15 protein-coding genes are annotated in these 20,434 nt (G+C 54.3%); 8 read left to right on the top strand and 7 right to left on the bottom strand.

The window, feature by feature from the left end; genetic code table 11:
* The first annotated feature begins 13 nt into the window (after positions 1–13).
* Positions 14–1,960, top strand: coding sequence for a TonB-dependent copper receptor (locus IM284_RS21845; RefSeq protein WP_052954295.1), 1,947 nt, complete (start codon positions 14–16; stop codon positions 1,958–1,960).
* 78 nt (positions 1,961–2,038) lie between these two features.
* On the opposite strand, the gene IM284_RS21840 is transcribed toward IM284_RS21845, so the two are convergent.
* From IM284_RS21840 to IM284_RS21830, 3 genes are all read right to left on the bottom strand, one after another.
* Entirely contained in the window at positions 2,039–2,725 is a 687-nt protein-coding gene (locus IM284_RS21840; RefSeq protein WP_041911170.1) for a response regulator transcription factor, read from the bottom strand.
* A gap of 84 nt (positions 2,726–2,809) precedes the next feature.
* A complete protein-coding gene (locus IM284_RS21835; protein ID WP_047366757.1) occupies positions 2,810–6,142 on the bottom strand; it encodes an ATP-binding protein in 3,333 nt (1,110 codons plus the stop codon).
* 2 nt (positions 6,143–6,144) lie between these two features.
* The gene (locus IM284_RS21830) at positions 6,145–6,741 is read right to left on the bottom strand and encodes a response regulator transcription factor (protein ID WP_028015617.1); all 597 of its coding nucleotides are present in this window, start codon (positions 6,739–6,741) and stop codon (positions 6,145–6,147) included.
* A 536-nt stretch (positions 6,742–7,277) separates the two neighbouring features.
* Between IM284_RS21830 and IM284_RS21825 the strand changes: the two genes are divergently transcribed.
* From IM284_RS21825 to IM284_RS21810, 4 genes are all read left to right on the top strand, one after another.
* Positions 7,278–8,018 (top strand): helix-turn-helix domain-containing protein, encoded by a 741-nt coding sequence (locus tag IM284_RS21825; RefSeq protein ID WP_041911167.1) that lies wholly within the window; start codon positions 7,278–7,280, stop codon positions 8,016–8,018.
* A complete protein-coding gene (locus tag IM284_RS21820) occupies positions 7,988–8,467 on the top strand; it encodes a hypothetical protein (RefSeq protein ID WP_126296587.1) in 480 nt (159 codons plus the stop codon). Before IM284_RS21825 ends, IM284_RS21820 begins: the two co-directional genes overlap by 31 nt.
* 148 nt (positions 8,468–8,615) lie before the next feature.
* On the top strand, positions 8,616–10,217 hold the full coding sequence (locus IM284_RS23680; RefSeq protein ID WP_305047264.1) for a glycosyl hydrolase family 18 protein: 1,602 nt from the start codon (positions 8,616–8,618) through the stop codon (positions 10,215–10,217).
* A 63-nt stretch (positions 10,218–10,280) separates the two neighbouring features.
* Complete coding sequence (locus tag IM284_RS21810; RefSeq protein WP_028015621.1) at positions 10,281–10,808, top strand: cytochrome b; 528 nt, start codon at positions 10,281–10,283, stop codon at positions 10,806–10,808.
* Here IM284_RS21810 and IM284_RS21805 read toward each other — a convergent pair.
* Positions 10,771–11,967: a hypothetical protein gene (locus IM284_RS21805; RefSeq protein ID WP_047366756.1), complete on the bottom strand. Its 1,197-nt coding sequence runs from the start codon at positions 11,965–11,967 to the stop codon at positions 10,771–10,773. The genes IM284_RS21810 and IM284_RS21805 overlap by 38 nt on opposite strands.
* Before the next feature lie 167 nt (positions 11,968–12,134).
* On the opposite strand from IM284_RS21805, the gene IM284_RS21800 reads away from it, so the two are divergent.
* Positions 12,135–12,353 (top strand): ANR family transcriptional regulator, encoded by a 219-nt coding sequence (locus IM284_RS21800; protein ID WP_120247323.1) that lies wholly within the window; start codon positions 12,135–12,137, stop codon positions 12,351–12,353.
* 45 nt (positions 12,354–12,398) lie between these two features.
* Positions 12,399–13,148, top strand: coding sequence for an A24 family peptidase (locus IM284_RS21795; protein ID WP_047366755.1), 750 nt, complete (start codon positions 12,399–12,401; stop codon positions 13,146–13,148).
* Between the two features lie 117 nt (positions 13,149–13,265).
* On the opposite strand, the gene IM284_RS21790 is transcribed toward IM284_RS21795, so the two are convergent.
* From IM284_RS21790 to IM284_RS21780, 3 genes are all read right to left on the bottom strand, one after another.
* Positions 13,266–15,032: a lytic polysaccharide monooxygenase gene (locus IM284_RS21790; RefSeq protein WP_131701638.1), complete on the bottom strand. Its 1,767-nt coding sequence runs from the start codon at positions 15,030–15,032 to the stop codon at positions 13,266–13,268.
* A 16-nt stretch (positions 15,033–15,048) separates the two neighbouring features.
* On the bottom strand, positions 15,049–15,486 hold the full coding sequence (locus tag IM284_RS21785) for a hypothetical protein (protein WP_047366753.1): 438 nt from the start codon (positions 15,484–15,486) through the stop codon (positions 15,049–15,051).
* 379 nt (positions 15,487–15,865) lie between these two features.
* Positions 15,866–17,824, bottom strand: coding sequence for a S8 family serine peptidase (locus tag IM284_RS21780; protein ID WP_047366752.1), 1,959 nt, complete (start codon positions 17,822–17,824; stop codon positions 15,866–15,868).
* A 502-nt stretch (positions 17,825–18,326) separates the two neighbouring features.
* On the opposite strand from IM284_RS21780, the gene IM284_RS21775 reads away from it, so the two are divergent.
* The coding region (locus IM284_RS21775; RefSeq protein ID WP_193055924.1) for an inverse autotransporter beta domain-containing protein at positions 18,327–20,434 on the top strand (2,108 nt) is incomplete at its 3' end.

Here is a 20,434-nt window from a genome sequence, read left to right as displayed (position 1 = left end):
ACGGAATTGTGCTATGTCTGGTATCACCGCGAGCGGTATTCGTTCCCTGCTCGCCTCCCGTCCATTCTTGTTGGTTCTCTGCTGTGCCACCGCTTTGCCGGCATACGCTGAAGAGTCGATGACCGTTGAGGGGTATTATCGCGATCCCGCGTCATTTATCGCTCCGGCTCATACTCCAGCACAACAATTGCCTGCCAGCGACGGTGCGGGCGCGCTAAAAAACATCCCGGGTTTTTCCGTACTGCGCAGCGGCGGGAGTAACGGCGATCCGGTGTTGCGCGGGATGTTCGGTTCCCGGCTGACGTTGCTTGCAGACGGCGTCAGCACTCAGGGGGGCTGCGGCTCGCGCATGGATACCCCAACGGCCTATATCACTCCGCAAAGTTACGACACGATAACCGTCATCAAAGGCCCACAAAGCGTGCTCTGGGGGCCAATGGGGTCCGCCGGAACATTGCTTTTTGAACGCCAGCCGGACTATTTCAGCGTACCTGAGCTAAAAGGCAGCGCTGAGCTGCTGCGGGGCGCTAACGGACGCGCGGATCAAAACCTTAATCTCGCGTTTGGCGACCCGCGCGGCTACGTCCGCCTGGACGGTAATCATTCGGAGGCGGATGACTACCGGGATGGTCATGGCAACCGCGTGCCGGGCCTGTGGCGCAGATGGAACAGCGGCGTCACGGTTGGGCTCACGCCTGATGAGGACACGCTGGCGGAGCTAAGCGTGGGAGCCAGCGACGGTAAAGCCCGCTATGCGGGTCGGATGATGGATGGTAGCCGTTTTGCCCGTAAAAGCGCGGCGCTAAAACTGGAGAAATATCACCTGAGCGAACACGTCAGCAAACTTAGCTGGCAGCTATATGCCAATGATACTGACCACATCATGGATAACTACAGCCTGCGTCAGCCCGTTGGACCGAAGCGTAAGTCTGAAGTTGGCGGCATGGTGATGGGCAGCCGCCTTGCCGGCGTGTGGGAAGATGAAACCACCACGCTTACCGCCGGCGCGGACGTAATGCGTAAAAGTCACCGTAAAAAAAGCGCTGGATCGTGGCGTGACGATGCCCGTTTTACCCAGGCGGGTCTGTTTAGCGAATGGCGCCAGTCCGTCACGGCGGACGATACGGTTATCGTGGGTGCGAGACTGGATAGCATTCGCGCGGACGATCGGCGCAGCGCGCAAAATAGCTCCCGGCACGACCTCCTGCCCGGCGTATTCACGCGCTATGAGTATCGCGTACCTGACGCACCCGTCATGCTTTATAGCGGCATCGGTTATACCGAACGTTTTCCTGATTACTGGGAGCTATTTTCCGGCAAGGCTGGAGAACAAAGCTTTCGTCAGCTGAAAACAGAAAAGACCCTGCAATGGGATAGCGGCGTGCAGTTACACGGCGACAAGGTTAGCGCCTGGGCATCGGCCTATGTCGGGCGAACAACCGATTACATTTTGTTTGATTATAGCCGCACGCCGTCGCAGGCCAGCAACATCAATGCCGCCGTCATGGGCGCGGAGACGGGCGCAAGCTGGAGCCTGACGCCCAACTGGGCACTGACGGGAAGCCTGAGCTACGCCTGGGGCGAGAATCGTAGCGATAAACAGCCGCTGCCGCAGATGCCGCCGCTCGAAGGGCGGCTGGCGCTGGACTATACCGGGCAACAGTGGCGCACCGGATTACTCTGGCGTGTGGTTGCGCCGCAGCATCGCGTGGCGCAAAACAAAGGTAACGTCACCGGCCAGGATCTCGGCCCGAGCGCGGGGTTTGGCGTGCTTTCGTGGAGCGCGGGCTACACATTTAACGACCATTTTGAGTCCCGCGTGGGTATTGAGAATCTGTTCAATAAATACTACAGCGAGCACCTCAACCTGGCGGGCGCCAGCCAGTTCGGATACGCCGCAAATCAGCAAATCCCTGAACCGGGGCGCGTCTGGTGGCTGGCGATGACATACCATTTTTGATCCTGAGCGTCATTGCTGAGAGCGACCGTTGAGGCGTACGTTTGCCTCTACCGCCTGTTTACAGGCGGTTTTTTTATTTCAGATAGCAATATCGAACATTTGCGTTTTCGCCAGCAGGCAATAGAGCTGACAGTCGCTGTTTACCCCCAGTTTTTCCATCGCGCGCAGTTTATGGGCGCTGACGGTTTTATTACTCAAATGCAGCTGTCTGGCGATCTCTGTCAGACTCATCCCTTTGCAGAGCATACGCAACACATCAATTTCACGGGGCGAGAGCTCTTGCTCCGTTTGTGCGCCGGTCTGGAACAGGGAATGCATCAGCTCGCGCTCAATATAGACTTCCCCATTGATCACTGACGTCAGCGTTCTGCTCAGGGTTTTCTCACAGGTGTCCCGACTAATATAGGCTTTGGCGCCTGCCTCCAGCGACATGCGGATAAGCTGCGTGTTTTTGTAGGGCGAAAGCACAATGATTTTAAGCTGCGGATATTTACGGCTGAGCCATTTAATCAGCAATACGCCGTCCATTCCGTTGAGCGGGTTAACGGTTTGGCTGGTGGCAAGAGAAAAGCCAAGGAACAGAATGTCGACAGGCTGTTGGGATAGCAGTGAAAGCAGCTCAGATGGCGTTGCGGTATCGCCCTGAATGCAAAACTCCGGGCGGGGTGAGCCGTCGCTGAAAAGAGAGGGCATATTGGTGATCATGGATAAGACGCCACGACGGATAATGGTGTGCTCATCGGCAATAGCGATACGGACTTTCATGGTTTCTCCTTCGAAAATGTGGGCGACGGTAGGGATAACGCCGCCGGATGACCAGAAAGATACAGATCCTATGCAGAGCATTCTTTAGTACTTGTCAGATAATTCCTTCAGTGCGGTATCAAGTTGCTGCAGATTGGCTTCCATGCGCGCGCAGAAACGCGATGTCAGCGCAGGCAGGGCTTCAGCCGTTATGACCCCTGCCGCCAGCATCTCCGGCAACACTTCAATCGCCTGGCAGGTACGGGTGGCGTTGCGCATGGCAAAAAGGCTCCAGGAGGCCTTCAGACGATGCGCGAGCTGGCTTAGCGTTTGCGGTGACGGGGTGTTTTCCCGTAGCTGTCGAATATCAAGGGTAATGGCTTCGCGCATCTGCTGGCGCATCAGGGTCATGATCTCCGGTTGACCGTTGGCCAGACGCCGGAGTTCGCTGAGGTCAGGCCCCTGATTGCGCAGGCTGTATTGCTGCGCCAGCGCCTGATGCAGGGCATTGAGGGAGAGCGGTTTTCGCAATAACGCGTCCATTCCGGCATGTTTTGCCCGATCGTCCTCACTCTGCAGCGCGCTGGCGGTGTAACCGAGAATAGCGTCCGGCGCGGTGATGCTGCCGGCAATATCGCGCAGGAGTATTAACGATGTAAGTTGATAGCCGTCCATGAGGGCCATCTGGCAGTCGGTTATCAGGATATCCACCGGCTCGTTTTCCAGGCGCGCAAGCGCTTCGCCAGCGCTGGCGCAAGGAATAACCTCCTGACCCAGCTCCTGCAGCTGGAGCGCTAACACCGTCAGGTTTGCCGGAAAATCGTCAACGATCATGATGCGATGCGGTGGCAGCGGGGTTATTACAGGTGTCTCATCGGCCGTTGCCGCCGGGCTAGCGACATGAAGCGGTATGCTCACCGTCACCTGAGTACCGCTCCCCGCTTCGCTGGCTATCGTCAGCACGCCCCCCATCAGCTCGACTAACTGGTAACAGATCGCCAGCCCCAGCCCGCTGCTTTGCGGCGTGCTGCTGTCAGTCTGAAACCACGGCTGACCGAGGTGTGGAAGGGCATCGGCCGGGATACCGATGCCAGTGTCGCGAATCAACAGCTGCAAATGTTCACCGTTGAGCCCGGCGTGAAAAACAATTTCTCCCTGCGGCGTATATTTAATGGCGTTGCCCAACAGATTGGCGATGACCTGATTCAGCCGTGCTTTATCGAACAGGAACCAGCCGTCGTGCGGCACGTTCAACTCGCTGCGCCAGTGGAGACCTTTAGCGTTGGCGCTACTGGCAAAAATCTCCGCGCTGGCGTTAAGCGTCTGCCACAGGGGCCAGGCCTGTGGCTCCAGCCTTAACTCGCCTGCTTCAATGCGCGACAAATCCAGTACGCCGCCAATCACGTCGCGCAATGACCCGGCTGCCTGCCAGGCGATGTTGAGGGACTCGCTTTTGTCGCGCTCCATCTCAAGCAGGCCCAGCATGGCGTTGAGCGGGGTACGAATGTCATGGCTCATGCGGGCGAGGAAGTTCGATTTTTCAGTGCTGGCCTGCTCCGCCTGCGCCAACGCCTGATTGAGCGCAGCGGTCAGCGCGGCTTTTTCAGTGATATCGATCCAGCCTCCGACCACGCCCTGAGGCCGCCCCCGCGTATCGGTATAGCGGCAAAGCCACCAGTAAAGGGTGGAATTGTTCTGGGTGGTTTCACCCGTTAACGGCGACGCGGCATGAAGCAGTGAGAGGCGATGCGGCAACGTAAACTGTTGGGCAAGCTCGCCCAAAGGCAGGCTGGAAAAGGAGGCGCCCTCTTCGGGCAGTGCCGTGAGTAACGGTGAGTGAATAAAAGAGTCGTTATAGCGCGTCAGCCGCCCGGTCGGATCGCAGACAAACAGCGGCACCGGGACATTGTTCATCAGAGTTTGCCAGAGTGAGAGCGCGTTGTGCAGCTCTGCCGTGTCCCGCTCCCGCTGGCGTCGCTGGCTCTGCGCGGCGCTAAAGGTCAGCAGGGCGACGAATGCTGCGCAAATCGCCACCACGGCGAGCATGACCAGCCATAGCGATTGCACCGGGGCGGTGGGTGTCGTCTGTACGGCCTGCGACAGGTTAAGGCTCGCGTAGATATCAGCCTGCGTTACGGACGCCATGACCGCATTCACCCTTTTGGCATCCGCCGGGTCAGAAATATTTGGTACAAACCATAGCGGCACTTCCGGCAGCGCCAGCGGCGTCAGCGACAGATTGCTGGCGTTATGCTGGCGCAGCAGGTGATGGAGTATAAACGCATCGCCCGCAAGCCCGTCCGCGCCTCCGGCTTTGAGCAATTCAAAACCCTGATCGAGTGAGTTAACCAGCACCAGGTTATCCGCAGGTAACGCCTGACGCAGTAACGTGACGAGCGGAGAGATGCGTATGACGGCAATCCGCTTATGCTGTAATGCGGACAAGGAGCCGGAAAGCGGGTTGCTGTCCTCACTGAGCAGGGCCCAGCTCAGTGAGTCAAACGTGATGGCACTCTTTGACGGTGGCGTCGAGCTGGCGACTATGCGCAACGTGTTCTCCGCATACTGAAGCGGGGGCGCATCAAGGTTGAAGGTCAGGCTATACAGGTTGGACGGAAACAGATTGAGCAGCAGATCGCGCCATACCCCCTGAATATGCCCGTCAGGCGTGAGCGTGACCATTGGCGGCGAAATAGCGGGAAGCAAAACGTGCAGCGTGATTTTGGGCGCATTTTCCTTCACGGGGGAATGGCGGGCGTCAAAGACGCTGCCGTCCGGCAAAAGCCACTTTTGTTCCAGCCATTCAGCATCTTCCGGGTTAAGGGTGTGAATACGCTCGTTGAAGATTTCCAGCGTGTTTGCCTGCTCAGGCAGAGCCCAGGCACGAAAATGTAGCGGGGGAGTATCGTCCAGCGGCGTCAGGGTCAGCGTGGTGGCGGGGGAGTGGGTCAGCCAGTTACGTAAAACAAACTCCGGGGCGATGAATTCCCGCGCTTTCCCTGCTGCCAGCTGCCTGACGTTTTCTCCCGGTGAGGCTGAACCCGTCACAGAGCAGCGGGTCGCGACCTCTGACGGTAATTCCGGAAAGCACAGTGTACCGCCGCGTCCCTCTTTTATGCTCAGGGACGCCAGCGGGAAAGCGAACATTGGCTCGCTGGCGACCAGATCGGCTGCAGGACGCCGGGCGGCGATTAACACATCGATGCGCTTTCGCTTCAACGCATCCAGCGCCGTTGCCGGGTTGCTAAAACGCTGGACGTCCGGCAGCGTCGTATTGCTAAACAATATGCTGAGTTCATCATCCAGAATTCCCGGCGGCCGATCGATTACGAGAAAAGGCGGCGCGGCGCTCAGCAGGCCCACGCGCAGCGTGCCAGCCGCCGCGTGCCCGCTTATCAGCATGAGGATAAATAATGTCGCCAGCCAGCCTCTGCGCATGCTCAGCTAACCAGCCCCAGACTTTGCGCGCACTGGAGCAGCTCGAAATCATTCCTGGCGTTGAGTTTGCTCATGGCACTCTTTTTTTGCGTACTGATGGTCTGCTTCGTCCGGTTAAGCTGGGCGCTGATCTCGTTCACGGTGAAACCGCGCACCAGCAGGCGCAGCACTTCTGTTTCCCGTTCGGTCAACTGTGCCTGAGGCTTCACCGGTTCGATTTGCCCCCGCAGAGTGCTGCGCAGCGTCTGCAGCAGATTGTTGGACAAACTGGCTTTGTTGAGAACGGCATGCACCCCGCTGCGCCGCAGCGAGTCCAGAAGCTCAGGATTGGTGATCATGGTGACCACCACAATCATGCTCTGCGGATAATGGCGAATCAGCGAGCGGATCATGGTTAATCCGTCCGGGCTGCGCGTGCCGGGCATACTCAGGTCGGTGATGATGATATCGACAGGCTCGCTCGCCAGTTTATTCATGAGTTCATCAGCACTGAGCGCTTCGTGAACGACCCGATAAAGGTCCGGGCGCGTCTGCAGCAATGTGCGCAAGCCTAATAAATAGACAGGGTGGTCGTCGGCAATCAGAACTGTTTTTAGCATGACATCCGATCCGGCAAGGAAAAGACAGGTGTTCACCGCACATCTTAGCGAATGGCGCTTTAGCATCACTCTTACAGTGTAGAGCAGAGTGAGGTGAAAAAGAGTAGCTAAAAAGTGGTGGGCTGTATAGTTGCTGGGGGGCATCAGCCGATCCTGATGGAAAACCGAAAGGTAAAGTAACGACGTTTTCACATTCTATGATAGAGATTTTTTCCGGAGCAGCTGAATGGTTTGTTATTTATCGCGAAATAGCGGCATGGAGGGCGATATTTCTCAGGTACGGAAAGGAATTCCTTATTGTTCAGGTTGAATATCAGGTATTACTCAGGCGTTACTCAGAATAAACTTTCTGAAATCATGAATTGGTTGTGGAAAAATCAGGACGGGAAATAGCGCAAAGAGCGAAGGTACTATCATTTATAAGGATATGTTGTTAATTTGTGCCTGAATTAGATAACAGACATGTAACTGTTAATACCTGCGCTTTTTCGTCATAACAATGTAAACGCTGTAATTTTATTATCCAGGACCTACCCGTGAATAACGAAGAAATCTCTCTTTCAGCGTCAGTAACGTTCGTACCGGAAAAATCATCTCTGGCAACCGTGGATCATGGTGATATACATCTGACGCCCAACGAACGTCGTTTGCTGGAGTTGATCCTCAGCGGCAAATGTAAAAAAGAGACCATATTTGAAGAGATCTGGCTTAACCAGGGCATGATTGTTAGCGAATCCAGCTATCACCAGCTTATAAAAATGCTCCGCCGCAAGCTGCAAAATGCCGGCCTGCCGGGCTCGATCATTAAAACCATTCCCCGTTATGGTGTAGTACTGGCACCCTGCGAAACGCAGGACAGTGAGGTCGCTTGCCCGCCGCCAGAAGAGCCTGATAACGCGTCTTCTCCCACTCCCGTCGATTGCCCGTCGTTGCCTGCTATCACGGCGGAGTCAATGAAAACTCCCTCACGTCAATACGGGACTCTGCTGGCGGCGCTGTGCAGCTTATTGATTATCCTTCCAACGCTGGTGGTGGTCTGCACGGCCGACACGCCGCAGGCGTTTCAGGAAAATCTCTACGTAGATGGCGTCATGTTTCATCTCTCTTCGCTGCGCAGTGTCGATCGGCAGGCCCTGGCGAGAAAGCGGCATGCCCTGCCGGCGGGCATCAATAACGTGTACATCGCGTCGAACGGTCCAAAAGTGTTCGTTGCGCAATGTGAAGGCGAACTATCTCAGGAGGGAAAATGCGGTTACGAATACTATTCGTCATATTGATGGTTTGCATCAGCGTTTCGCTGGGTGGCGCGCTGGCTTACCTGACCAGCAACTACCTGGAAAGCAGAAAAGTGCCCGCCGAGCCCTGCAGCAGCGTCATACGTAATGGCAAATTTATTGATGAAAGCCTGCAGCATTACCAGTTTAATGGTGTGATCACCTGGTGGCCTAAACTCCACAGGCTAACGCTATTTGGTGTAAAAACCGATGAGGCCGGTAACCGGGTATTCAACCGAACCCTGCAGTTAAAATCGGTGACACAGAAGGGAAACGTCATCAATGGCCGGGTGGCAGAATTAAAAATTGCCGTTGGCGATCAGCTGCCGGAGAAGACCTTTCTGATAAGTGAAGATGGTCAGTATATTAACCTGTTATTCAAGCCGATTAATAAAGATAGCTGGCTGATGAAAATTAATGATAACTGGGTAGCAATGTGTGAGTATAAATAATCTCACGATAATTTTATTATAAGACATATCCAGGCTGACGAGTTTTAAATCTGCTGCTGCAGTGAGCTGTTCTCCTGTTTTCAGGGAGATGAATATCCTATCTTGCGGGACAGGATTTCATTATTAAACCTGGAGCAGGATATCTCCCATGTTAAAGAAAAATAAAATATCTCTGAGCGCTATTGCCGCAGGCCTGGCGTTAAGCGGAATGCTGGTCGGCACGTTTAGCCATGCGGCCGCAACCGACGCCGCCTCACAGATGCCGGATATCAGTCAGAAAAAAATTCTCGTAGGTTATTGGCACAACTGGGGAATTAACCCGGAAGAGATAGACAAAGCGCGCGGCTATCAGGGAGGCTTACCTTCTGATATGTCGCTGCGTGAAGTGCCGAGAGGCTACAACGTCGTCAACGTCTCCTTCATGAAAGTCATGGATGGGCAGAGCGGGAATATTCCCACCTTCAAACCCTACAACGCGAGCGATGAGGAGTTCCGCGCTCAGGTTGCAGAGCTGAACGAGCAGGGGCGCGCGGTGTTGATTTCACTGGGCGGCGCTGACGCGCACATTGCACTGAACAAAGACCAGACTGAAGCGCTTGCAGCGGAGATTATTCGCCTGACCGATCGCTATGGTTTTGATGGTCTTGATATCGACCTGGAGCAGACGGCCATTACCGCGGCTGACAACAGTACGGTGATCCCGGCGGCGCTGAAAATGGTGCGCGACCATTATCAGCAGCAGGGCAAACACTTCATCATTAGCATGGCGCCAGAGTTCCCCTATCTCCAGGCCGATCGCGGGGTGAACTACAAAGCCTACCTGCAAAATCTTGAGGGCGTGTATGACTTTATCGCTCCACAGTATTACAACCAGGCGGGCGACGGCGTGAATATGATGACGCAGGAGGAGAAGGACGAAGTCGGTGAATGGTGGCTGCCGCAGGAATGGGGGAAGGGCTATAGCGACCGTCAAAAAGAGCTTTTCCTTTACTATCTCACCGACAGCCTGGCAAACGGGACGCGTGGTTATGTGAAGATCCCGGCGAACAAGCTGGTGATTGGTCTTCCGGCCAACCCGGATGCGGCAGGAACCGGCTATGTGCGAGACGCGCAGAGTGTCTTTAACGCACTTTCGCGACTGGAAGCGAAAAATGAAGCGGTAAAAGGGCTCATGACCTGGTCAGTGAACTGGGACAATGGCAACACTAAAAATGGTCAACATTACGGCTATGAATTTCTGAACCGCTACCAGAGCATCCTTGACGGCAGTCTGCCGGATGGGGGCGACGAAACGGATACTCAGGCGCCAACACAGGTGCAGGGCGTGCAGGCCACGCTAAAGGGGCAGGATATTTCGCTCAGCTGGCTGCCAGCTAAGGATAATACGGGCGTGGCGGGGTATGCCATCTGGCGCGGTCTGGAAAAGATCGGTGATACCCATGAACTCAACTTTACCGACACCCAAACCCAGCCAGGCATGAGCTATCGCTATACGGTCATCGCCTATGATGCAGCCAACAACTTCGCCACGCCGAGCCAGCCGGTCAACGTTACCGTGCCCGATAATGACGATGGCGGAGGCGAAGAGGGCGGCCAGGGCGGCGACGTTACCCCATTCACGCCGGGCAAACTCTATGCCGTAGGGGATAAAGTGCTCTATGAGGGCAACGTTTATCGCTGTCAGATTGGCCATACAGGTGCCAGCCATTGGTCGCCGGATCGGGCCCGCAACTTGTGGGTAGCTGAATAACCTCTTTCTTAAACAGCATGGCTTCGCAGGGAGCCGTGCTGTTTGTTTTCCAGGACAACGACTATGCAAACTTCTCTGGTTATTGCCAAACGTTACGATCGGTTTTCTCGCCTTCTGCACTGGGTGGTCGCAGCCGTCATTATCTACGCGATGTGCATGGGCTATATTCTGCACGCGCTGGAAGGAACCCGCTGGTTTACCTTCTTCTCCGTGCTGAATATGTCGCTGGGTACCATCGCCACGCCCATCATGATGGTGCGTTTCGTCTGGCGTTTCTTCCGCCCTTCGGTGCCCTATCCGGCAACGGTAGCCGGACGTAAAAAACAGCTGGTGGTATTTATTCATGAGCTGTTTTATCTGACCATTATGGTGGTGCTGGTTAGCGGTTTTCTGATGCTGCAAAAAGACTACAACCTGTTTGGTCTGGTGCCGGTTTCCCGCCCGATTGCCATCGCCGAAGTGAATGCGTTTTTCTTCCAGGTGCATCGCTATAGCTGCATTCTGCTGGGTGTGATTCTGCTTGGGCATGTCGCGGCGGTGTTGAAGTACACCTTTAGCGGGCAGCGGGAGATTCTGCAGCGGATGCTGTGAGAAAGAGGCTCACTCCCCCCATCAGATGCGCGGTGTTGCCAATCCTGTGAAACATCACCATCCCGCGCATCTGCCTTCCGTGCAGCGTTTGCAGAACAACTTCCCGGGCAAAGCTGCTTTCACGTTGCTGTGAGTACCAGGCGCGAAAACCGGGCAGGAACGGCGTATCGCAGTGTGCGTCCAGTAGCGTCAGGGTGCTCAGCGTCTTTTCCTCATCAGGGAACAGCGCTTCCGTACTGCCTTGCCAGTGGATCTCCTCCTCTGGCATTGAGAGGCGAAACACGACGCAAGAACCCGTCTGCGACAGGCGAATAATGATGGCACTGGTGCTGGCCGCGAGCGCCTGTTGCTGTTGGATCCAGCGGCGGTACTGATATAAACAGTTGGCAAAAATCGCCGAAAATACCAGGTACCACTGCGCCTGCCAGATTGCGGGGATGAGATCGGGCGTTAGCGTGTAAAAAATCCCTTCCCGCTGCTGGGTCGCCAGCACCACAATCAGGTATTGAATAAGCAGCAGAGCGCCAACGCCGCGTCCGGAGAGCGCAAACACGCTCAGTAAAACCACCGTCGTTTGCACCAGCAGCAGGTTTAGCCCCTGCCAGAGCGGTGGCAGGAAAAAGTACCCCGTCATCAGCACCAGGGTATTCGCGGCAAGGAGCAACGCTTCCCGCCCGTTAAACCGCGGGTGCGACGGCATTTTGCTCTCACGCAGCAGCGGCAGAATGGCGAGAATGCCGGTTAATGCCGCCAGCACCCAGGAAAAAAAATGCAGGGGCGCAATCGGATACCCTGAGAGTAACAGCGCCAGATTAAGCAGCAGGCTGCCGCAAAAAATGCTGAAGATTAACTGCAGGGGGTAGATCAGTTCACCAATAATCGGCCTGCGCACAAAACGCAGCGCAGGCAGTTGCGCATTCAGACGAAAGACGGCGACGCACAGCGGAAATATCGCGACGTCGAAGAGGGCGAACAGGCACGCCAGCGTGAGCGGGCGGCCTATCCAGACGCCAGCAAACACATGCAGCAAGCCCGCGGTAGCCAGCCACAGCGGCCACTCTCGCGGGGCCGTCAGCCATAACGCGGCGAAAAGCAGCGGCGCCGGGAGCCAGAGCGTGGTGGAGAGGCTCCAGCTATCCCGCGTATGAAAGCTCAGCAATGCCAGCAGGATATAGAGACCCGAAAAGGCCAGCCAGCGGATAATATTGGTAATCAGCGTTGTTCTCCCACTGAGGCATTCAGCGTTATTCAGGTATTTATCATTTTAAGCTCAATTATTTTATCGTCGCTATTGATACGCTGGGATTTTTTCTAAAGGGCTTAACGATGGACTGGCAAAGCGACAAACGCGATCCTGCTACCCTGTGGTTTTCACTTTCTTCACGAGCGGCAGAACATGAACAGGGAAAGGAGTGGCATATCGCGGCATTATTGTGGAAAGAAGCGGCACAATATGCAAAAGCGCATCTGAATATTGAATGGGCGAACTTGCGCGGAGATTTTTGTACTTTACGTGCAAACAGGCTGCCTAAATATAACGAGTAGTCTCTGCTATTATCGGAGATTGCATGTCCCTCAGAGTGTGGAACCATGGTTGAGAGTGTAATACTCGTTTTTAGCGTTTTTCTGGGCGCCATTATCGGCAGTTTTTGCAATGTCATCATTTATCGGCTCCCCTTGATTCTCCACGGTGAAGCACTCTCTTTATCGTGGCCTGCTTCCCATTGCCCACGCTGTAAACACCCCATTAAATTTCGCCACAATGTTCCTCTGATGGGCTGGCTGTTGCTGCGCGGGCGCTGCGCCAGCTGTGGTCAGGCGATATCGTGGCGCTATCCGCTGGTTGAAGGGCTTATGGCGCTGCTGTACGGGGTGATTATCTGGCAGCAGGGCGTCACGCCGCAGAGCCTGTTCGACCTGCTGGCGGTGACGTTTTTGCTGCCGCTGCTGTTTATTGACCTACGCACCATGCTCCTGCCCGACCGTCTGACGCTCCCGCTGCTGGTGATGTCGCTGGCGTTTGCCGTCAGCGGCTATAGCCGGGTGGAGCCAACGCAGGCATTAATCGCCGCTCTGCTGGGATTTGGCGTGCCCTGGACGCTCTCTTTGCTGTTCCGTTTATTACGCGGCCATGAAGGGATGGGGATGGGGGATATGAAACTGCTGGCGGCGATCGGGGCGTGGCTTGGCCCGCTGGCGCTGCTGGATGTTTTTGTTGCCTCGACCCTGCTGGCGCTGATCGCGGCGTTGATTCTGTTGCGGATCAAGCCCGGTCAACCGTTTCCCTTCGGACCGTATCCGATTATCGCCGCGATAGGGTGGGTGATCTTATACCGATAAAAAAGCGCCGGAACGAAGGGGCGATTTCCGGCGCAAAAATGATAACGAAAGTGTAGGCAGGGAATGATAATGTGAGGCGCGGGTCAGTGAAGACCCGGCCAGAGTTAACTTACAGTATTATTTGCACTCTTTCGGCATGTTGGCAGCACCTTCTTTCTTCCAGACGCCCCACTCGCCATCGGAACCAGGCTTAACGCCTCGGGTTTCCCAGCTGTTCAGCCAGATGTTGCCCTCATAGCTCACTTTTTCACAAGGTGTCTTGTAAGTCTTGCTGTGATCCCAGGCTTTTACATCGGTTTGCGCCGGGCGCAGCTTGATCACCTTCGTTGCCGTAGAGACTTTACCGGTGTCAGGCGCCGTCACTTTCACCTGCAGCGTCACGTCCACATTGTCGGTATACGGATGTTTACCCTTGAGGTTGGTGCTGAAGTTATTTGGTGACGAGATCTGAATCTTATCGGCGTGATTCAGTGCGGACCATTCAATTTTTGCCCCTTTTAACGAGTCATTGTTTTTGGACACGACGGCGGCAGCAATAACGTCACTGCCAACGATGGTGTCCTGGTTGTTGCCCGTATTGATCTGCACATCAGAAGCCTGCTGCGCTTCCTTCACGGTCACGGTGATATCGTCGGTGCTGGTTTTGCCATTTTTGGCCGTCACCGTCAGGCGATAGGTCACTTTACCGATTTTGCCGGGTTTAATCAGCGCACGGGCTTTTGCCGCGTGGACGGTTGAAACCCATTCGCCACCGTTAGCAACCTGCAACGCACCAATGTCCTGCCCTGAAACGATAGTCCATTGGTATTTTTCAGCATTGACGCTTGCGGAACCGTTAAGGTCATAACCACGTGATTCACTGTTGCTGTGAACGGTGAAGTCACTGCCTGCCTTCGCCTCCGGTGCCGTGCTATCCGTCTCAGCTTTGGCATTCAGGGTGACGGTTTTTGAATCACTCACGTTTTTATCATTGGTGACGGTCAGCTTCACGTTGACGGTAAAATCGTTCTCCGGTTTAGCCTTCAGGCGAATGCTGGCTTTAGCACTGGTGCTGTTTTCCAGAATGACCTTATCGGCATTGCTGGTGACGGCCCAGCTGTACTTCAGCTCTTTCCCCGTTGAGGCGCTACCGTCCAGCGACAGCGTGCTGGTTGACAGGTTATGACTGGATGGCGTGACGTTGGCCACAGGTTTGGTAATGACTTCACCGCCAAAATCGACGTCAATCATCTGATAAAATGCGTTATCGGTATCGCGCACGCGCCAGACGGCATAAATTTTCTGCTTACCTTCACGCTCCGGTACGTCGCAGGTGTGGGTTTCGAAGCCTGTCGGGAGCGAAATATCGGCCGACGGGTTGCCTGGCGCATAGGTATAAACCTTATGGCAGAATGGCTTATCTTCAAACATCGCCCTGGTCAGGCGCGAATCCGCACCCGGAACAGACTGCCAGTCCGGCTTAGTGATGTAGTAGGTAAAATAGGTGGTGCGGTGCTTAGCCGGTAAATGCCATTTAAACTGGTGCGGACCCGCAGACATCGGGTTGTTGTAGGTATTCTGCTTTTCGTCATCGAGCTTGCTGAAGGCGGGAGTTGCCGTTGAACCACCGCTTGCCAGTTTTCCATCCGGCGGGAACTGGAATAGCTGTTCGTTGGCGATCGGGGTTGGGCTCATATCGTTGCCAGCCGGGAGCTTCGGCGCTTCCACGGCGTCAGCAGGCCAGACGTTACTATGCTCACCTTTATCGTTCATCGGCGGGAAATGAATCACCGAACGGGATTTTGGTTCAAAAACATAGCCATGCGCCAGTGCGCCCGTGGAATACATACCAATCAATGCCACGGCTAACGCCGACGTAATATTATTCATCTTGAGTAGTTTCAAAATAATCTTCCCTGAATTAATTGAAGGACACTTCTACGTGACTGAGAGGGTTGTTCTGTTTGGCATACACCTTATTTGGCTCTGACTCATCGGGTGTAATCTCGCCGTTGCTGTGCCTGAAACCGGCACGCAGTTCGGGGTGCTGCTGATTGATAGCCTGGGCGAGGGCGTAGGACCAGTGGGCCTCTTCGCCAGCAAGAATGGTGACGCGCGTTTCCAGATTTGGCAGTTCGGTTCCGTCGTTAAAGAAGCGCGCACGAATCGTTTGCCCTTCAACGACCTTCACTTTCACACCGTTGACGGCGCGTTCCAGCGTGCCTAGTTCTTTCATGCAGTTCTGGTGACCCTGTTCGCAGTTTGCCGATGGCAAGGTCGTGGCGGCGTTAGCTGAAACGCTGACGCCCGCCCCTGCCAGTAAAGCGGCAAGGACAAAAGCAGATCCTGTTAATTTCATAAGTTCCCTTATTTATTACTGAACAATAACGAAAAGTTAATCTCACCTGCGGCGCAGGTAAAAAGGCGTTATTACCGTGTGATAACAGGGACAAATAGTAACGGGAGGAGACAACCGGCTTGAATAAGAGACTTCTCTGAGCAATTAAGAGTCGGGGAGTTTCGGCAGAGAAGAGCGACCGTTCGTGCTGTAAAGAGGGCGGAGCGCGACAGAGTATGAAATAGTACTGCCAATTTCAGTCCTTGACGCGTATTAATAAAATCTGAGCGAGTACGGAGTTTAAGAAATGACGTTTTTACGGTTTTCCTGAGTGTTGAATTAATAAAAATAAAGCCTGGCTTATATCCAGGCTTTACTATTATGTTAACCAAAAGAGTTTTTAAGGGCAGCTATTATTAGCTGCATCCGACGTTCGCCATGCCCCCCACTCACCGCCGCTTCCTGGCTCTTCTTGTCCTGCGTTGACATACCACTGATTCAGCCAGATTTTGCCGTTATGCGATACGCGTGTACATTTCACCGGGTAGGCGATCCGCGGGTTATACGCTTCTGAGCTGTCATCAGGAATATCAGGTAACTGTGGTTTTTTCACCGTTACGGTGATCTTCTCAGCGCTCACGCTTCCGTCTTTGCCCGTGACGGTTAACCAGTAGGTTGCTTCTCCGTCTGTATTGGCGGGAATGAGTGCCCGGGCGGTAGGCCCTGAAACTTCACGTACCCAGCCTCCGGCATGTTTCTCCTGTAGCCAGAATGTGCCAGTACTGTTTTTGTCGATAGTCCATTTCCAGGAGACGGCATTCTTGCTGGCGCTCCCGTCTAACTCATACGCACGGGAAGAATCGGTCGTGCCGGTAACGGTAAAGCTTTCTCCCGGCACTGCCTTTACTTCCTCCTGTTCTTCCTCTTTGAGTTCCAGAATCCTGGCTACCGCTTTTGCCATATTGGGGTGAGTACCTACTTTCGCTGAATCTCCCGCTGCTAAAGGTGTACCGGTTTCCTGGAGAATGGAGCGCATCTGTTGAGGCGTGACGGTGATATTGTGCGCTTTTGCAATGGCCGACAGGCTGGCGACCACGCCTGCGATAATCGGGTTCGCGGAGGACGTGCCGGAGAAACTTGAGGTGTATTCCGCATTTTTTATGCTATGCAAACCGCCGTAACCCGTAGTAACCACATCCCAGCAGCCCCAGCTGGCGCTGGTCACACGTGAGCCATAGGTGCTGAAAGAGGCTTTTTTGCCATTGTTTGCACAAAACGCGCCCGCAATGATCGCGCCGGAATCCCGCTTTTTAACGTCAAATTTTCCATTAAATCCGGCGTGATCGAGGTTGATATTGCCATTGCCTGCCGCCTGAATCACGTGCACGCCCTTATCCGTCAGCGCTTTTATCACGTCATAATAGGCTGGAGCGTTTTCCTGGGGGACATAGCAAGAGGAGGTGCAACCTGTCACATCTCCTCCGCCGGTCTGCATACCAATTTGCACCACATCTCCTGCCTGGAGTCTGGGGATCATATTGTAGAGATTATTGGCCTGCCATTTGACGTATCCCATACGGGCGTTCCACGTCAGGCCTTTGATGCCCGCATTGATATCTTTCGCCGCCATAATCCCGACGGAGCTGGTGTCGTGATCTTCGCCTGGCGTATAGCGCTTATCACCTTCATGGAAATCGATCGGCGGCAAATTCACATGGCTGGTATTCCATGCGTTGTTTTCCATTGAGACCAGCGAAATGCCGCTACCATCGTGCCCTGAATATTGACTTACGCTGTCGCGATTAACGCCACCCATATAGTAGCCGGGCCGTTTTTCATCTGGCGATTTGGTGTAATCCTGCAATCCACGAAAATCCGGGACGGTGGCCTGGCTGGTACTGTTCAGGGCATAGCTCAGCCCGGAATAGGGCGGCAGGTCGGGAGCCGTGACCCCCTTTTCCAGCGACACCGGCATAGATTCCGGGTAAGCCAGCTCAATATCTTGTCGCGCCGCCAGTTCATTAATTACGTCATTGATATATGCCGCGTCATGTTGCTTATCGGCTGGTAGGGCTATACGTAAATAACGGTTAAAGCCGTAGCGTTCATTAAGCACATCCATCTCGCTTAATTCACTGCTGCGCAAATGATTTGCCGTAAATAACGGACTCACGGCGAGGGTACTGTCGCGTAATGAAAAGGGTGAAGACTTATTAAGCGTTGTACCGGGTTTTAATTTCACGATAACGGAGAGATACGAAGTGCCTTCCCAGGCTTGCTCGTGCGCGACGGAATTTTGCGCAAAAGCGGGGGCACTCAATAGTGCACAAATAAGCAGGGCCAGTCCAGTTTTATTCATGTCAACGATCTTCCTTATTAAATGACATCCAGAGTATTGCTGGGATCATCCTGCCATTAGGGGAAAACCTGCATAAGAAGACGGTCAGCAATAAAATTGCGAGGTGTCTGTTCCATGTTAAGAATTACCTGCTCCGGAAAATATACGGCTGAAGTTGGGCTGAGAAATTTATGAAGCAGGCTGAAAGAGTTGTTAAACATCAATGCCTAAGTATTGAATTTAATGAGGGACGGAAAATCTCATGATCATCTCCTGATTACTGTATGGAGTTTAGGAATTATCTGGATCTTAATATCGCTAACCAGGGAGTTTAATTAATTAGGGATGCGTCACAATGCCCAGTGTTTCGTACTGTTCTTTACGTCAAAAATTATCCGTGTGGATAATCCTTTTACATTATTTATTTTCCATCTTTTTGCTCACGGTTCCCCCCGTCGCGCGGGCGCAAACTGAAACTCACGCAACCATTGAAAGCGAAAGCAATCAGCCCCTGCGGGATAAAATGGCCGGCATGTGGGGAAGCGCCCAACAAAACGGCGCGGGTGATGCCCTGCGCGGTGCGGCAAATAGCGAGGTGAATGCCGCGTTAACCCAGGAAGTGGAAGCGTGGTTAAACAATATCGGCGGGAAAGCCCGCGTTACGGCAGATGTCGGTATTGGCGGGAGCGATAGCCGCGATTTCGGGCTGGACTATCTGTGGCCGGTTAAAATCTGGCAACACGACATTCTGTTCACTCAGATGAGCGCACACCGCTGGAACGAGCGCGATATCCTTAACGTTGGCCTGGGCTGGCGACATACCTTTAACCCGCATCTGATGGCGGGTGGAAACCTCTTTTTCGATCAGGATGTCACGCGGCACCATAACCGAATGGGGGCAGGCGCCGAGCTGTGGAGCGATGGGATTCGTGCGTCCGCTAACTACTACCTGCCCCTGAGCGGCTGGCGTCATTCTGACGACAGCATGTTTAATGACGATCCCGACCGCTATGAACTGTATGAACGTGCCGCCCGCGGCTGGGATCTCAATCTGGAGACGGCCCTTTCACAGCACGTCGCGCTTAAATTGGGCTGGTTCCAGTGGTATGGCGACAAAGTGGACGTTAACGGCAGCCGCAGCGAAGCCAGCCACAATCCTCACGGGCTTAACCTCGGGCTTAAGTGGCAACCTGTGCCGCTGGTAGGGGTCAGCGCGGAGCAGAGCATGATTAGCGGGCAGCGGGATAACTTCTCTGTGGGGCTGAATTTCCACTGGGAATTTGGCCGAAAACTTTCCGAGATGCTGGCAAGTGAAAATGCGTCGGCTTTGCCATCGCTCATGCAGTCCCGCACGGAGTTCGTTACCCGTAATAACAACATCGTTCTCGCCTATAAGCAGGAAGAAAAAGACAGACGTCTCTATTTCAGCCCGACGGAAAAAACCACGCAGGCTGGCGTGCCTTTGCTGCACGCGGTGAAAGGTGGGCAGGGGGGCGTCATTCGCTACACCTCCTCCAGCACGGCGATCGCGACCGTGGAGCCGGGCAGCGGTCTGGTGAACCCAACGCATCGGGGCGATGTCACCATCACCGCGACGGAAACGTCACCTGTTGATCCGGAGCACGTATTAAGTTCCGCCAGCTATCACCTGACCGTGACGCCGGGCGATTTTGCCCCTTCCGTAGAGAGCGTTGCCATTAAGGGGGACATGTCCCCGGGCCAGATCCTGGAGGGGAGTTATCTCTATAAAAGCAATGAAGGGGAGGATGAAGACCCAGAGCAAACCCGGATGCGTTGGTATGACGCAGATTCAGGCGAACTGCTCAAGGAAGGGAGTGCCACGTATGAAGTACAAACGCGCGACATGGCCCGCTCCGTGATCTTCGAAGTCACCCCGGTTAACAAAAAAGGGATCACGGGTAACAGTGTCTCGGCAACGGTTAAGGGTAGCGCGAAGCTAGGCGCACTGCATATTGGCTTGATGACGCCGGGCGAAGTCCGCCCGGACGGCAGTGTGAAGTTTTATGTTCAGAGCAATGGCGCTCTGCAACTACTCACCGAAGTAAAAAACGCTAAAGAGGAGGCGGTGGAAGGGCTGACGGTTTACTGGACAAGCCAGAATGCGTTGGGTCATTTGTCACAACACGTAACGCACACCGACCCTAAAGGCCAAACGTCGGTGAGTGTGGAAGAGATTATGAGCAGCGGTCAAGATCAGATCACGGCCTCGCTCTCCCCGCTGGTAGCAGGCTATAGCGGCAACGTTACTGAAGATAATGGCAGACACAGCTATATGAAACTGAACGTCAATTTTGCCAAAGCCAACAGACTGACCTTCATTCAGCCTCCTGAGCACGTAATGGTGGGCGCAGCCCAGCCATTTACGGTGAAACTCACCGATCAGGATGGCGAAGACTTTAAAACGAGTGTTGATATCGCCTGGCAAAGCAACGGTCATCCGACAGACCAGCTGAGCCATACCAATGATCGGGGCGAAGCAAGTATTACGCTGACAGCTCCAACGCTGGTGGGGACAGACTGGGAGGTAACCGCTACCGTAGAAGGCGGCAACCCTGTGACGGTAAAAATTCCCCTGGTGGCTGATGTTGCAACGGCAAAAGTCAGCGCGCT

Source organism: Enterobacter cloacae complex sp. P12RS (assembly GCF_014895875.1).
Classification (GTDB): domain Bacteria; phylum Pseudomonadota; class Gammaproteobacteria; order Enterobacterales; family Enterobacteriaceae; genus Enterobacter; species Enterobacter bugandensis.
Note: the sequence above shows the minus strand (reverse complement) of the source record. Positions and strands in the feature narration are given on the sequence as shown.